Here is a 12855-nt window from a genome sequence, read left to right on the forward strand (position 1 = left end):
GGGGAGGACCCTGCGGCGGCGGGGGCGGAGGCCCGGCCTCGTGCGGTGCGCCATGCCACGGATAGACGGTGTTGGCGGCGATGTCGACGATGCCCTCGGAGTTCCAGTACCAGTCGTGGCAGATGTTCTGGTCCCAGGTCAGGATGCCGAATTCGCTGCCGGGGATCGGCGGGTCGCCGGGGCACCAGCGGGTGCAGGAACCCACGCCGGGCGGACAGTTGCCGCCGCTGTAGCTGGGTCCCCATGCGGGGTCGGCAGCGGCGGTCGCCGAGGTCAGGCCCACGCCGGCCAAGCCCACCCCACCGGTCACCACCGCAGTGACGGTCCACCTCGCAATCCGATTCATGGTCGCTTCCTTTCGCAAGGCGCCGCCCCGGTGGCGTCGCCGATGCGGCCCAGTACAGAACGCCGAAGGGGCTACCGATCCCAACTGCGTTACCGGGACGGTAGTCGTCAGCCAGCAACCGTGAGGTAGATAAGCACAACGTTGAGCACGCTGATCAGCCCGGCCACGAGCCAGCCGAGCGTCGAGGTCAGGCGGTGGTTGGCGTCGTCTCCCATCAGCGCGGGATTGCTGGTCAGGCGCACCAGCGGCACCAGGGCAAACGGAATCCCGAACGACAGCACCACCTGCGACATCACCAGTGCGCGACTGGGGTCCACGCCGACGGCCAGGACGACCAGCGCGGGGATCAACGTGACCAGCCGACGCAGCAGCAGCGGGTAGGAGCGCCGCAGCAGGCCCTGCATGATCATCGCGCCCGCGTAGGCGCCGACCGACGTCGACGCGAGGCCCGACGCGAGCAAGCCGATCGCGAAGAACAGCGCGACGACGGGCCCGAGCGCGTCGCGCACCGCGGCGTGTGCGCCCTCGATGGAGTCGGTGTCGGGTTGGCCCTGCAGGTTGGTCGCCGCGATCAGCACCATCGACAGGTTCACCGCGCCCGCCACCACCATCGCCAGCCCGACGTCGATGCGCGTCACCCGCAGCAGCCGGGCGCGCTGGGCGCCGGCGTCGGGGTGGCCGTGCCGGTCGCGGGTTAGCCCGGAGTGAAGGTAGACGGCGTGCGGCATCACCGTCGCACCCAGCATGGCGGTGGCCAGCAGCACGCTTTCGGTGCCCTCGAACCGCGGTACCAATCCTTCTGCCGCCTCGGCGAGCGGGGGCGGCTCGACGAACAGACTGGTGAGAAACCCGATCGCGATGATCAACAGCAGGCCGCTGATCACCCGCTCGAACATCTGCTGTCCGCGCCGGTTCTGGACAGCGAGCAGCAGCAGCGACACCACCCCGGTGATGATCCCGCCGACCAGCAGCGGCAGGCCGAACAACAGATGCAGCGCGATCGCGCCGCCGACCACCTCGGCGAGATCGGTTGCCATCGCGACCAATTCGGCCTGCAGCCAGTAGCCGATCCTGGTCGGGGTGCCCGCGTGGTCGGCGACAGCTTCCGGCAGCGTGCGCCCGCTGACCAGACCGAGTTTGGCCGACAGGTACTGCACCAGACCCGCCATCGCGTTGGCCAGGAAGATGACCCACACCAGCAGGAAACCGAACTGGGCGCCTGCGCTGATGTTGGCGGCGACGTTGCCCGGGTCGACGTAGGCGATGGCCGCGACGAACGCGGGTCCGAGCAGCAGCCAACTCGGCCGCAGCCGCGTCTCCGGGTCGCGCAGCATTTCACCCCCAACTTCTATCCGGGCAGTCGAATAGAAAAGTTAGGGTACCCGAAAACCGATGAAGCCTGCCAGTTCGGGGCGGCTAGGCGGGTGTCACCAGCCGAAGCCAAACCCGCCGAGGCTGATGATCGGGAAGCCCCAGTACGGGTAGTTGTTCGTCACCGACGGCGACGTCACGATCTGCGCGCTGCCGTTGGTCTGGCACTGGGTCGTGTTCGGTCCGGTGTTTGTGCACTGCGGTGCGGCAGCGGCGGTGGGTGCGACGGCGATCGCCGCGCAAGCGCCTACCGACGCCAAAAGCAATGTGAACGAACCAATTTCGATTCGCATGGTTGGCCTCCTTAGGGCCAAGAAGGGTGCGCTAGCGGTGGCCGCCGCCACCGCCGTGGGGTCCCCAACCCCCGATGATCAGCGCAGGGCCGTAGAACTCATCATCCCACGGGTAGGGGTATACGGGCACGTCCGGAGCCGTGGCGTTGAGCTGGACGTTGCCCGGAGTCTCGCACTCGGTCGTCGCCGTGCCGACCGTCTGGTCGCCGCCGCCGCTCGTGCATTGCGGCAGGCCCGGGTCGTTCGGCGCAGCCGTGGCTGTGGGTGCGCCAAAGGCCGCCGCGATGACGCCAACCGCGGTGAGCAGTGCGGCGAGATGCCGAGTCGAAATGGGATCGCCTCCTAGATCGCCGCGATGACCCCGATGAGTTGTACTGCGTCAGGGGAAGAAGTAGCCGTCGCCGCCGAACATGTCGCCCCACGGCCCCTCGATCTCCGGCACGGCCGGAGTGGAGTCGATCTGGACGTTGCCCGGGGTCGCGCACTCGGTGTTCGAGCCGCCGAGGGCGGCCGAACCGCCGGTGTCGACGCACTGCGGCAGGTCTGGATTCGGTTGATTCGGTTCGGCAGCTGCCACGGGCGCGGCGACGATGGCTGCCGCGGCGCCGGCTGCGCCGATGATCGTGATGAAACTCCGGGGCGCCCGCATAGGCAAACTCCTTCGGTCGACCTCAACCCGACTTATCTGCAGCGTACAACCCCTTGCCGGTTATCAGGGGCAAGTCGAGTGTCGTCGGCACTCCGGGTGGCGCGGCCACGACAGCGGGAATGGCGTTGACGACCCGTGCGGCGGTGGCGACCAGCCCGGCGTGGTTGTGGTCGCCGTTGCGGCTGGAGAGGCACAGGTCCATGGCGTAGGACGGCTCGCCGGTGATCTCGATCCGGTAGGACCCGCCCTCCCGCGCGGGCTTGGGCCAGTCCGGGCACAGGTCGTTGCGCAGCCGGGTGACGTGTTCGAGGACGACGGCGGGATGACCGTCGACCATGCCGCGCACCTCGAACCGCAGGGCCGCAGCCGTGCCCTTGGTGATGTGGCCCGACGCGATGTCGAAGTCCTCCGGTGCAGGCTCGCGGATGTAGTTCTCGGTGACTTCGTCGAGCGAAACACCAAGGCCCGCAGCGAGTTGACGCACCACCGAGCCCCAGGCCAGGCTGAGCACGCCTGGCTGCAACAGCATCGGGGTCTGGTCCAGCGGCGAGCCGAAGCCCATCACGCCGAACATCACGTCGGCGCTGTCGTAGGTGTCGTAGTTGATGATCTCCATGCAGCGGATCTGCTCGATGCTCTGACAGGTGCCCGCAAGGGCAAGGGGCAGAAGGTCATTGGCGAAGCCGGGGTCGATGCCGTTGACGAAGATGCTCGACTTGCCCGCCTGCGCGGCGTCCTCGATCGGCTTGAGGAGATCCTCGGGAATGACGTGCCACGGGTACTGCAGAAACACGGCGCTGCTGCCGACGACGTTGACACCGGCCGACAGGATTCGCCGGTAGTCCTCGAGTGCCTCGGGCAGCCGATTGTCCGCCAGCGCGGTGTAGACGGCGCACTGCGGAGCGGTCGCGATCACCGCGTCCAGATCGGTGGTGGCCGCGATGCCTGTCGAAACGTCAAGGCCCGCAAGTTCACCCGCGTCTTTTCCGGCCTTGGCCTCCGACGACACCCACACGCCGGTCAACTCGAAGCGGGCGTCGTTGATCAGCTGGACCAGCGCGGGCTTGCCGACGTTGCCGGTGCCGATCAACGCGACGGGAATGGCCATGGACTGTCTCCTCTTACAGATCCGGGAGGGGCATGTCGAGGTTCGGGAAGGTCAGGCCGCCGTCGACCTCCAACGTCTTGCCGGTCAGGAAGCTGCCCGCCGGCGATGCGAGGTAGACGGCCGCCGCCGCGATGTCGACCGGGTCGCCGAGGCGCCGCAGCGGCGTGGCCTTTTCCATCGGCTCGCGCAGTTCGTCGTTGGCGGCCACCACGTCCAGCGCCGAGGTCAGGATCGATCCGGGGGCGATCGCGTTCACCCGAATCTTCGGGCACAGGTCGAGCGCCGTGAGTCGGGTGTAGTGAGCGAGCGCGGCCTTCGCGGTGCCGTAGGCGGCGAACCCGCGCCCGGCGAGGCGGCCCATGGTCGAGGTGATGTTGATGATGCTGCCGCCGCCGGAGTGCTCGAGTATCAGCGGCACCGCGGCCGTCGTCAACGCGTGCGCGGTGGCGACGTTGAAGGTGAACGCGTCCTTGAGGTCCTTGGTCGAGGTGTGCAGCAAGGCGTTCGGCATGGTGCCGCCGACGTTGTTCACGACGATGTCTAGTTTTCCGAACGCCTCGACCGCCGTGCTTGCCAGCTTCGCCGTGTCCTCGGGATGAGCCAGGTCGGCGGTCACGATGTGGGCGCGCCGGCCGACGCCGGCAATCTGTTCGGCGACCTGCTCTAGTTGGGCCTGCGTGCGCGCCGCAATCAGCACGTCCGCACCGGCTTCGGCGAAGGCCAGCGCCATCGCGGCCCCCAGCCCTCGGCCCGCTCCTGTCACCACAGCGACCTGGTCATCCAGTCGAAATCTGTCGAGTATCACGCGTGCCTCTCTTCTCGTGCCGGGCGCAACCGTAACAAGGCGCGGCGCCCGACACGCCGCATTTCTGAAACACGTTCTAGTCACAGGCGGATCAGTCAAAAGGGCTCGTTGGATGTGACGCACGAGCCAATCGCTGAGCGAAGTTATTTCACTCACAAACGGTGGTAAACGTGCTGGTAAGCCGGTCTAGGCTACGGAATTAGTGCTAGCGTCAAAATGTAGCCACTGAATCCGCAGATTAGCTTAGGAGTCTTCCCCGTGCCACACCGCGCCGATACTCGATCCGCCTCGATGCGGGCTACGGCGTCCAAGGCGGCTCGCGCCCTCGCCGTGCCGTTCGCGGCAGGCGCCGTGGCCCTTGGTGTCGCAGCCCCCGCGGCGGCGGACACCAGCTCCTACATCCAGGCCCTGCAGCCGCGGTACAACTTCATGAGTGAGTCCGAACTGATGTCTGCAGGCAACACCGTGTGCACCATGACGCGCAGCGGCCATCCTGCGTCGAACATCATCCCGACGCTTGTCGATCACTACGGCGTGTCGGTGTCGGCCGCCTACGAGATCATCGTCAACGCCATCAACCACCTCGGCTGCTGACGGAGCTACTTCTTGGCGGCGGCCTTCTTCGCCGTCTTCTTGGCCGGTGACTTCTTGGCCGTCTTCTTGGCCGGCGTCTTCTTCGCCGCCGACTTCTTGGCGGTGGACTTCTTGGCGGTGGACTTCTTGGCCTGACCGTCACCCGACGAGTCGCCTCCGCCGCGGCGGGCTTTCACGCTGGCCTCGAGCTTGGCCAACAAATCCGAGACATCCTCCGTCTCGTCGAGCTCCTGCGGCTCGGCCTCCTCGGTGGTGAACGCTTCGCCGCCTTGCAGTTTGGCTTCCACCAGCTCGCGAAGCTCTTCCTGATAGGTGTCCTCGAAGCGCTCCGGGTGGAAGTCGTCGGTCATCGACTCCACCACCTGGCCGGCCATCTTCAACTCGGCGGGTTTGATCTCGACTTCCTTGTCCAGCACCGGGAAGTCGGGATCGCGAATCTCGTCGGGCCACAGCAGCGTGTGGATGACCATCACGTCGCGCTTGCTGAAATCCTTGACCCGCAAGGCGGCCAGCCGCGTCTTGTTGCGCAGCGCGAAGTGCACGATGGCGACCCGGTCGGTCTGCGCCAGCGTCTTGGCCAGCAGCACGTAGGATTTCGTCGACTTGCCTTCGGGCTCGAGGTAGTAGCTGCGGTCGTACATCAGCGGGTCGATGTCGCTGGCGGGCACGAATTCGACGACCTCGATCTCGCGGCTGCGTTCCTCCGGCAGCGTCGCGAGGTCTTCGTCGGTGATCACCACCATGTGACCGTCGTCGGATTCGTAGGCACGAGCGATGTCGCGGTACTCGACGACCTCCCCGCACACCTCGCAGACCCGCTTGTAGCGGATCCGTCCGTTGTCCTTGGCGTGTACCTGGTGAAACTTGACGTCGTGGTCCTGGGTCGCGCTGTAGACCTTGACAGGCACGTTTACCAGTCCGAAGGAGATCGAGCCCTTCCAAATGGACCGCATAGGCCCAGTATTCCCCAATCAGTTAGCCGCCATGCGTCGATAACGGGGGCGCGCCGGCCGCGGCGGCGTCCCTGGTCGCGCGATCGGGCAGGTCAGCACCCGCGCGGGCCACCGTCAGCGCCGACGACAACGCGGCCGTCTGCAATACCTCCGTCAGCGCGTCGATCGTGATCGCGCGCAGTTCGCGGCGCTTGTCGGCGCCCAGCAGATTGAGCGTCCACAACGCGTCGATCAACCCCGTCATGAACGCATCGCCCGCACCGAGGGTGTCCACGACGTCGACCCGGCGGGCGGCCACCCGCGCCGCACCCGCCGCGCACAGCGCGAACGCCCCGCGCTCACCCATCGTCACCGCGACGATCGCAGGGCCGAGGTCCAGCCACGTCTGCGCCACCTGCTCGAGGGTGCGGTTCGGATCGATCCAGCGCAAGTCCTCGTCGCTGACCTTCACCACATCGGCCCGCTCGACCAGACGGTCGATGCGGCGACGCGCCTGCTCGTCGTCTTCGATCAGCGCCGGGCGCACGTTCGGATCGAACGTGATGGTGGCCGACACGTGATAGGTGTCGAGCAGCGCCGCGGTCGCACGGCACCCGGGTTCCAGAATGGCCGCGATCGACCCCGTGTGCGCCACCAGCGGCGGTGCCACCTCGGGGGTGCCGGTCAACTGCCAGTCGATGTCGAAGACGTATTGTGCCGAGCCGTCCTCGTCCAGTGTCGCCAGCGCGGTGGGCGTCCGCTCGGCCGTCGTGCTACCCGAAACCAGCTCCACCCCAGAATTTTTCACGTACTCGATGATTCGACGACCGCGGGCGTCGTCGCCGATGTGGGTGAGAAAGTCCACGCCGCGGCCCAGCCGCGCCAGGCCGACCGCGACGTTGAGCGGGCTGCCGCCGACATGCTCGCCGATGACCTGGCCGTCGCGCTCGACGATGTCGATCAACGCCTCACCGATGACCAGTGCCCGCTGCTGTCCGCCCGCTGCGCTCATGACGCCGACTCCTTCTGCATCAGGGCCTCAAGGGTCGCTCGCGCACCGTCGCGGTGCAACGACCCCAACGCCCAGGTGTACGCCTCGACGAACCGGCCTGAGGAGGCGAGATCACCGAACACATCGGTGTTTTCGATGAAGGCCGTCGGATTGTCCCGCTGTTGACGGGCGAGCGGCACCAGTATGTCGGCGAGTTGGTCCTGGACGTCGATCGGCTCGCCCTGTTCGTCGACGCCCTCGGCGTAGCGCGCCCAACTGGCGACCGTCGCCGCCGACAATCGGATCGGGCCGTCGGTGGCCAGGTTGGCGCGGATCACCGGAAGCAGCCACTTGGGAATGCGGTCCGAGGACCCGAAGCAGAGCCGGGCCACGGTGTCGCGCACACCGGGATTGGCGAATCGCTCGATCAGGGTCTTCTTGTATTCGGGTAGGTCGATGCCCGGCACCGGCAACAGCGTCGGTGTCGCCTCCTCGTCCATGTAGCGCATCAGGAACTCGGCGAACAGCGGGTCGCTCGCGGCGTCGTGCACGAACCGGTAGCCGGCGAGATAGGCAAAATAGCACAGACATTGGTGGCTGGCGTTGAGCAGCCGCAGCTTCATCAACTCATACGGGCGCACATCGTCGACCAGAAGAACGTCGACGTCCTCATACGGTGGCCTGCCGTCGGAGAAGTCGTCTTCGAGCACCCACGAGGTGAACGGTTCGGCGACCACCGGCCAAGCGTCGGCGACGCCGAACTCGGCGGCCAGATTCTCGATCACCTCGGGCGTGGTGACCGGGGTGATGCGGTCGACCATCGAATTGGGAAACCGGGTGTTGGCCTCGATCCACTGGCCCAGGCCGGGGTGCACGCGCTCGGCGAAGGCGCTGAACGTCTGCCGCGCGACCTCGCCGTTGCCCTCGATGTTGTCGCACGACACGATCGTCGGCGACTTCAACCCGCGGTCCCTGCGGCGCGCCAGCGCCTCGGCCACCAGACCGAACACGCTGATGTCGTCGGGGCCGATGTTGTCGATGTTGTAGCCGCCTTCGGTGATGGTCAGCGAGATGATGCGGGTGGTCGGGGCGGCGAGCAGTTCGATGACGGCCTCGGGGTCGTCGGGTGCGTAGCGGTAGTCGACGATCGATCCGATGACGCGCGGCTGGCGGCTGCCGTCGGGCTTCTCCAGGATCAACGTGTACAGCCCGTCTTGGGCTTGGAGCACTTCCTTCATCTTGCGGTCGGCCGGCATCACGCCGACGCCGCAGATGCCCCACTCCTTGGTGCCCATCTCCAGCAGCCGGTCGATATACATCGCCTGATGAGCCCGGTGAAATCCACCGACCCCGAAATGCACGATGCCGATGCCCACGTCATTTCGGTCGTAGGTCGGTTTGGCGATGGGGATCTCGTCCAGGTTCGCTGCTGAGAGTGTTGTGTGCGTCACAGCCTCCATGCTAACGTGATGAGCATCTACTCGCACCCCTGAGCAAAAGTTCACAGGGGACGGACAGAAACGGCAGGTCCAGGCAGTGTCGACGTCGACAGAGACCGTTGCGGGATCCGGTGCCGCGCCGGAAGATCTCCGTCTCGCGCTGCGAGCGGCGACGCTCTACTACCTCGACGGGCTGACCCAGGCGCAGATCGCCGGCCGGCTCGGCGTGTCCCGGCCGACCGCCGGCCGCCTGATCGCCCGCGCCAAGGCCAGGGGACTGGTCCGCATCGAAGTCGTGGTGCCGCCGGACATCCGCGACAACCTGCACGCCGAGGAGGAGCACGAACTCGAGCAGCGGTTCGGGCTCGTCGAGGCGGTCGTCGCGGGCCACGGCGTCGACGTCGGCGCACCGGGACGGCCGGGTGCATACGCCAGCGTCGGGCGCGCGGCGGCGGCCCTGCTGACCCGCCGCCTGGCGCCGACCGACGTCATGGGTTTCACGTGGGGCCCAGAGACGGTCGCGGTGGCCAACGCATTGACCCCCGGCGCGGCGAGCTGCCGCGCGGTGGTTCAGCTCGACGGCGCCATGTCGACCGCGGCCTATCAGACCGGCACCGAGTTCATCCTGGGCCGCTGCGCGGATGTGCTTCGCGCCGAGACCATCCGGCTGCCCGCACCGCTGTACGCCGACCCGTCGACGGTGGCGTCGATGCGCAGCGACTCGGTGATCTCGCGGACGCTGGAGGCGGGTAGGCGCGCTGACCTGATGATCTTCGGCATCGGTGCCGCGTCCACGGCGGGCACCCTGTTCGAGGGCAGCTATATCGACGTCCGGATGCTCGACGAACTCGTATCCCGTGGCGCCGTCGGCGAAATCGGCGGCCGGTTCTTCGACGCCGACGGCGAGCCCGTCGACACCGAGTTGCAGCAGCGCGCGGTGTCGGTGCCGCTCGAAGACATCAAGGCCTGCGCGAAGACCATCTTGATCTCCAGCGGCGCGGCCAAGCACCAGGCCACCCTCGCCGCGCTGCGCGGGAAGCTCGCCCGATTGTTGGTTTGCGATATCGACTGTGCCCGTTGGCTCTTGGCGCAGCAATAGGGAGGTGAAGGTGAAAAGGTTACAACGATCACTACGCCGGCTGGCCTTGTGTGCGGCTGCGTCCGGCTTGGTTCTCACCGCCGGCTGCGCTGGGGCGGGAACGTTCGGGGCATCGGGTGACACGGTCACGATCGCGATGGTGTCGAACTCGCAGATGACCGACGCGCGCGAGCTGTCGTCGAAGTTCGAAGAGGCCAACCCCGGCATCAAGCTGCGGTTCATCACGCTGTCGGAGAACCAGGCCCGCGCGAAGATCACCGCGTCGACGGCGATGGGCGGCAAGGAATTCGACGTCGTGATGATCAGCAACTACGAGACGCCGCAATGGGCCGAGAACGGTTGGCTGACCAACCTTTCCGACTACGCGAAGAACACACCGGGGTACGACGAGGACGACTTCATCCCGTCGCTTCGCGAATCGCTTTCGTATGAGGGCAACATGTACTCGGTGCCGTTCTACGGCGAGTCGTCGTTCTTGATGTACCGCAAGGACCTTTTCGACGCGGCCGGGATCACGGTACCCAAACAGCCGACGTGGCAGCAGGTCGCCGAGTGGGCCAAGCAGATGAACGGTCCCGACATGGTCGGAATCTGCCTGCGCGGCAAGCCGGGCTGGGGCGAGGTGTTGGCGCCGCTGGACACCGTCATCAACACCTTCGGCGGTCGCTGGTTCGACATGGACTGGAACGCGCAACTGAACAGTCCGGAGGTCGAGAAGGCCGTTCAGTTCTACGTCGATACCGTCCGTGAGTACGGCGAACCGAGCGCGGCGGCAAGCGGATTCGGCGAATGCGCGACGCAGTTCTCGCAAGGCCGCACAGCGATGTGGTACGACGCCACCTCCGCGGTCTCGGTTCTGGAGGACCCCGCGTCGTCGACCGTGGTCGGCAAGGTCGGCTACGCGATGGCGCCCACCGTGGAGAAGCCGAACTCCGGATGGCTCTACACCTGGTCGCTGGGCATCCCGGCGAGCAGCGACAACAAGGATGCCGCATGGAAGTTCATCTCCTGGATGACCGACAAGAACTACATCAAACTGGTCGGCGAGGAACTCGGCTGGGCCCGGGTGCCGCCCGGCAGCCGGCTGTCGACCTACGAGATCCCCGAGTATCAGGAGGCCTCAAAGGCTTTCGGGCAGGTGACTTTGGACTCCATTGAAGGCGCCAACCCGCTCAAGCCGACGGTGCAACCCGTCCCGTACACCGGCGTGCAGTTCCTGGCCATCCCAGAGTTCCAGGACCTCGGTACCAGGGTCAGCCAGCAGATCAGCTCCGCCATCGCCGGCGGCCAGTCGGTGAAAGACGCGCTGGAGCAGTCGCAGAAGTACGCAGAAGTGGTCGGTCGCAGTTATCAGGAGAAGTCATGACAACGAGCCAAGTAGGCACGGCGCGCCCGGCTGAGACCGAGGCCGAACACGTCGCGCGAATCAAGGAGACACAGGACGTCGGGGTCTCGAGGGCCGAAGGTTGGCGCAGGCGTGGACCGCTGCTGCCCGCGCTGATCTTCATGATCCTCATCACGCAGATCCCGTTCCTGTTCACGCTGTACTACTCGACGCTGTCGTGGAACCTGGTGCGGCCGGGCTCGCGCCAGTTCGTCGGGCTGCAGAACTACATCGACGTCGTGCAGGACCGCACGTTCTGGCAAGTGGCCTTCAACTCGGTGTGGTTCATCGTGGTGACGGTCCTGATATCGATCGTGCTTGGCCTGCTGCTGGCGCTGCTGCTGGACCGGGTATTCCTCGGCCGCGGTGTCGTGCGCACACTTCTCATCACACCCTTCCTCGTGACACCCGTTGCGGGAGCGTTGATGTGGAAGACGGCCATGCTCGATCCGGTGTTCGGCATCGTGAACTGGCTGCTGCCCGGCGAGGGGATCGATTTCGTGAGCAGCTTCCCGCGCACGTCGATCATCGTCGCCCTGGTGTGGCAGTGGACACCGTTCATGATGCTGCTGATCCTCGCCGGCCTTCAGTCGATGCCGCGAGACATCCTGGAGGCCGGTCGAGTCGACGGTGCCGGAGCGTTCCAGCTCTTCCGCGAGTTGACGCTCCCGCACCTTCGGCGGTTCATCGAACTGGGCGCGGTGCTCGGCGCGATCTATCTGGTCAACACGTTCGACCAGATCTACATGATGACGCAGGGCGGCCCTGGCACCGACAGTGCCAACCTGCCGTTCTACATCTACCAGCGCGCGTTCCTCGGCTTCGACATCGGCCAGGCCGCCGCGATGGGCGTCATCGTCGTCATCTTCACGATGATCATCGCCAGCTTCGCGTTGAGGTTGATCTTCAAATCGTTCACCGGCAAGGAAGAGGCAGCCTGATGAGCACTTCTGTTCCGCAAGCCTCGACCACCAAGGCGGCTGAAACCACCGGCGCGCCAACGGTCAAGGCGAAGGTCAAGCGGCGCAAGTTCGATCCGTGGGGCGCCGTCGCGTGGATCGTCGGGCTCGGGTTCTTCTTCCCGGTGTTCTGGATGGTGCTGACCGCCTTCAAGCAGGAGGTCGACGCCTACACCACGACGCCGAAGATCTTCTTCGTGCCGACACTCGACGAGTTCAAGGCGGTGTTCAACCAGGGCGTGGGAACGGCGCTGATGAATTCGCTGTTCGCGACGACGGTTTCGACCATCCTGGTTCTCGCGCTCGGCATTCCGGCCGCGTTCGCGCTGTCACTGAAGCCGGTGCGTAAGACGCAGGACGCGTTGTTCTTCTTCATGAGCACCAAGATGCTGCCGGTCGTCGCGGCGATCATCCCGCTGTACGTCATCGTGTCCAACATCGGGATGCTGGACAACATCTGGGCGCTGATCATCCTCTACACGGCGATGAATCTGCCCATCGCGGTGTGGATGATGCGGTCCTTCTTCCTGGAGGTGCCCGGCGAATTGCTGGAGGCAGCAAGCCTCGACGGGGCGAGCACCTGGCGTGCGATGCGCGAGGTGATCCTGCCGCTGGTGTCGCCCGGTATCGCGGCCACGGCGTTGATCTGCGTGATCTTCGCCTGGAACGAGTTCTTCTTCGCAGTGAATCTGACTGCGGTGCAAGCACAGACGATGCCGGTCTTCCTGGTGGGCTTCATCGCGGGTGAGGGCCTGTACTGGGCCAAGCTGTGCGCGGCGGCGACGATGGCCGCGCTGCCGGTTGTTCTCGCGGGCTGGGTCGCGCAGAACAAGCTGGTTCGTGGACTGTCCTTCGGCGCAATCAAGTAAGGGAAAGGCAAGACTC

The 12855-nt window shown here is 66.1% G+C and carries 14 protein-coding genes; 5 read left to right on the plus strand and 9 right to left on the minus strand.

The genetic code is table 11. From position 1 onward, the window contains the following. The 6 genes from CQY20_RS07870 to CQY20_RS07900 form a co-directional block, all read right to left on the minus strand. Positions 1–346: hypothetical protein (locus CQY20_RS07870; RefSeq protein ID WP_097939633.1), on the minus strand; the 346-nt coding region annotated here is incomplete at its 3' end. Between the two features lie 107 nt (positions 347–453). Continuing rightward, entirely contained in the window at positions 454–1680 is a 1227-nt protein-coding gene (locus CQY20_RS07875; RefSeq protein WP_097939528.1) for an Nramp family divalent metal transporter, read from the minus strand. Positions 1681–1773: 93 nt separating this feature from the next. Further along, the gene (locus tag CQY20_RS07880) at positions 1774–2010 is read right to left on the minus strand and encodes a hypothetical protein (protein WP_097939529.1); all 237 of its coding nucleotides are present in this window, start codon (positions 2008–2010) and stop codon (positions 1774–1776) included. A gap of 379 nt (positions 2011–2389) precedes the next feature. Beyond that, on the minus strand, positions 2390–2659 hold the full coding sequence (locus CQY20_RS07890) for a hypothetical protein (protein WP_097939531.1): 270 nt from the start codon (positions 2657–2659) through the stop codon (positions 2390–2392). Positions 2660–2681: 22 nt separating this feature from the next. Next, complete coding sequence (locus tag CQY20_RS07895) at positions 2682–3767, minus strand: NAD(P)H-dependent amine dehydrogenase family protein (protein ID WP_097939532.1); 1086 nt, start codon at positions 3765–3767, stop codon at positions 2682–2684. Between the two features lie 13 nt (positions 3768–3780). Further along, complete coding sequence (locus tag CQY20_RS07900; protein ID WP_097939533.1) at positions 3781–4572, minus strand: SDR family oxidoreductase; 792 nt, start codon at positions 4570–4572, stop codon at positions 3781–3783. Between the two features lie 291 nt (positions 4573–4863). Here CQY20_RS07900 and CQY20_RS07905 point away from each other — a divergent pair, with 291 nt between their 5' ends. Beyond that, positions 4864–5166, plus strand: a complete 303-nt coding sequence (locus CQY20_RS07905) for a DUF732 domain-containing protein (protein WP_097939534.1) — start codon at positions 4864–4866, stop codon at positions 5164–5166. A gap of 5 nt (positions 5167–5171) precedes the next feature. Here the strand turns inward: CQY20_RS07905 and ku are convergent, their stop codons facing one another. The 3 genes from ku to CQY20_RS07920 are packed head-to-tail and all read right to left on the minus strand — an operon-like array spanning position 5172 to position 8549. Beyond that, positions 5172–6119, minus strand: a complete 948-nt coding sequence (gene ku, locus CQY20_RS07910; RefSeq protein WP_097939535.1) for a non-homologous end joining protein Ku — start codon at positions 6117–6119, stop codon at positions 5172–5174. Between the two features lie 22 nt (positions 6120–6141). Beyond that, positions 6142–7110, minus strand: coding sequence for a carbohydrate kinase family protein (locus CQY20_RS07915; protein WP_097939536.1), 969 nt, complete (start codon positions 7108–7110; stop codon positions 6142–6144). After that, positions 7107–8549 (minus strand): mannitol dehydrogenase family protein, encoded by a 1443-nt coding sequence (locus CQY20_RS07920; RefSeq protein WP_097939537.1) that lies wholly within the window; start codon positions 8547–8549, stop codon positions 7107–7109. Before CQY20_RS07920 ends, CQY20_RS07915 begins: the two co-directional genes overlap by 4 nt. A gap of 76 nt (positions 8550–8625) precedes the next feature. On the opposite strand from CQY20_RS07920, the gene CQY20_RS07925 reads away from it, so the two are divergent. The 4 genes from CQY20_RS07925 to CQY20_RS07940 are packed head-to-tail and all read left to right on the plus strand — an operon-like array spanning position 8626 to position 12839. Continuing rightward, positions 8626–9627 (plus strand): sugar-binding transcriptional regulator, encoded by a 1002-nt coding sequence (locus CQY20_RS07925; RefSeq protein ID WP_097939538.1) that lies wholly within the window; start codon positions 8626–8628, stop codon positions 9625–9627. A gap of 10 nt (positions 9628–9637) precedes the next feature. Next, entirely contained in the window at positions 9638–10993 is a 1356-nt protein-coding gene (locus CQY20_RS07930; protein ID WP_097939634.1) for an ABC transporter substrate-binding protein, read from the plus strand. Next, positions 10990–11952, plus strand: coding sequence for a carbohydrate ABC transporter permease (locus CQY20_RS07935; protein WP_097939539.1), 963 nt, complete (start codon positions 10990–10992; stop codon positions 11950–11952). Before CQY20_RS07930 ends, CQY20_RS07935 begins: the two co-directional genes overlap by 4 nt. Further along, positions 11952–12839: a carbohydrate ABC transporter permease gene (locus CQY20_RS07940; RefSeq protein ID WP_097939540.1), complete on the plus strand. Its 888-nt coding sequence runs from the start codon at positions 11952–11954 to the stop codon at positions 12837–12839. Before CQY20_RS07935 ends, CQY20_RS07940 begins: the two co-directional genes overlap by 1 nt. Positions 12840–12855 lie beyond the last annotated feature (16 nt).

It is taken from the genome of Mycolicibacterium agri, from assembly GCF_002553505.1.
Taxonomy (GTDB): Bacteria; Actinomycetota; Actinomycetes; order Mycobacteriales; family Mycobacteriaceae; genus Mycobacterium; species Mycobacterium agri.

What these genes read in the sequence shown, in the direction of transcription:
- CQY20_RS07875 (WP_097939528.1), bottom strand. Translation starts at nt 1,680, where the DNA reads ATGCTGCGCGACCCGGAGACGCGGCTGCGGCCGAGTTGGCTGCTGCTC.
- CQY20_RS07880 (WP_097939529.1), bottom strand. Translation starts at nt 2,010, where the DNA reads ATGCGAATCGAAATTGGTTCGTTCACATTGCTTTTGGCGTCGGTAGGC.
- CQY20_RS07890 (WP_097939531.1), bottom strand. Translation starts at nt 2,659, where the DNA reads ATGCGGGCGCCCCGGAGTTTCATCACGATCATCGGCGCAGCCGGCGCC.
- CQY20_RS07895 (WP_097939532.1), bottom strand. Translation starts at nt 3,767, where the DNA reads ATGGCCATTCCCGTCGCGTTGATCGGCACCGGCAACGTCGGCAAGCCC.
- CQY20_RS07905 (WP_097939534.1), top strand. Translation starts at nt 4,864, where the DNA reads ATGCGGGCTACGGCGTCCAAGGCGGCTCGCGCCCTCGCCGTGCCGTTC.
- ku (WP_097939535.1), bottom strand. Translation starts at nt 6,119, where the DNA reads ATGCGGTCCATTTGGAAGGGCTCGATCTCCTTCGGACTGGTAAACGTG.
- CQY20_RS07915 (WP_097939536.1), bottom strand. Translation starts at nt 7,110, where the DNA reads ATGAGCGCAGCGGGCGGACAGCAGCGGGCACTGGTCATCGGTGAGGCG.
- CQY20_RS07920 (WP_097939537.1), bottom strand. Translation starts at nt 8,549, where the DNA reads ATGGAGGCTGTGACGCACACAACACTCTCAGCAGCGAACCTGGACGAG.
- CQY20_RS07935 (WP_097939539.1), top strand. Translation starts at nt 10,990, where the DNA reads ATGACAACGAGCCAAGTAGGCACGGCGCGCCCGGCTGAGACCGAGGCC.
- CQY20_RS07940 (WP_097939540.1), top strand. Translation starts at nt 11,952, where the DNA reads ATGAGCACTTCTGTTCCGCAAGCCTCGACCACCAAGGCGGCTGAAACC.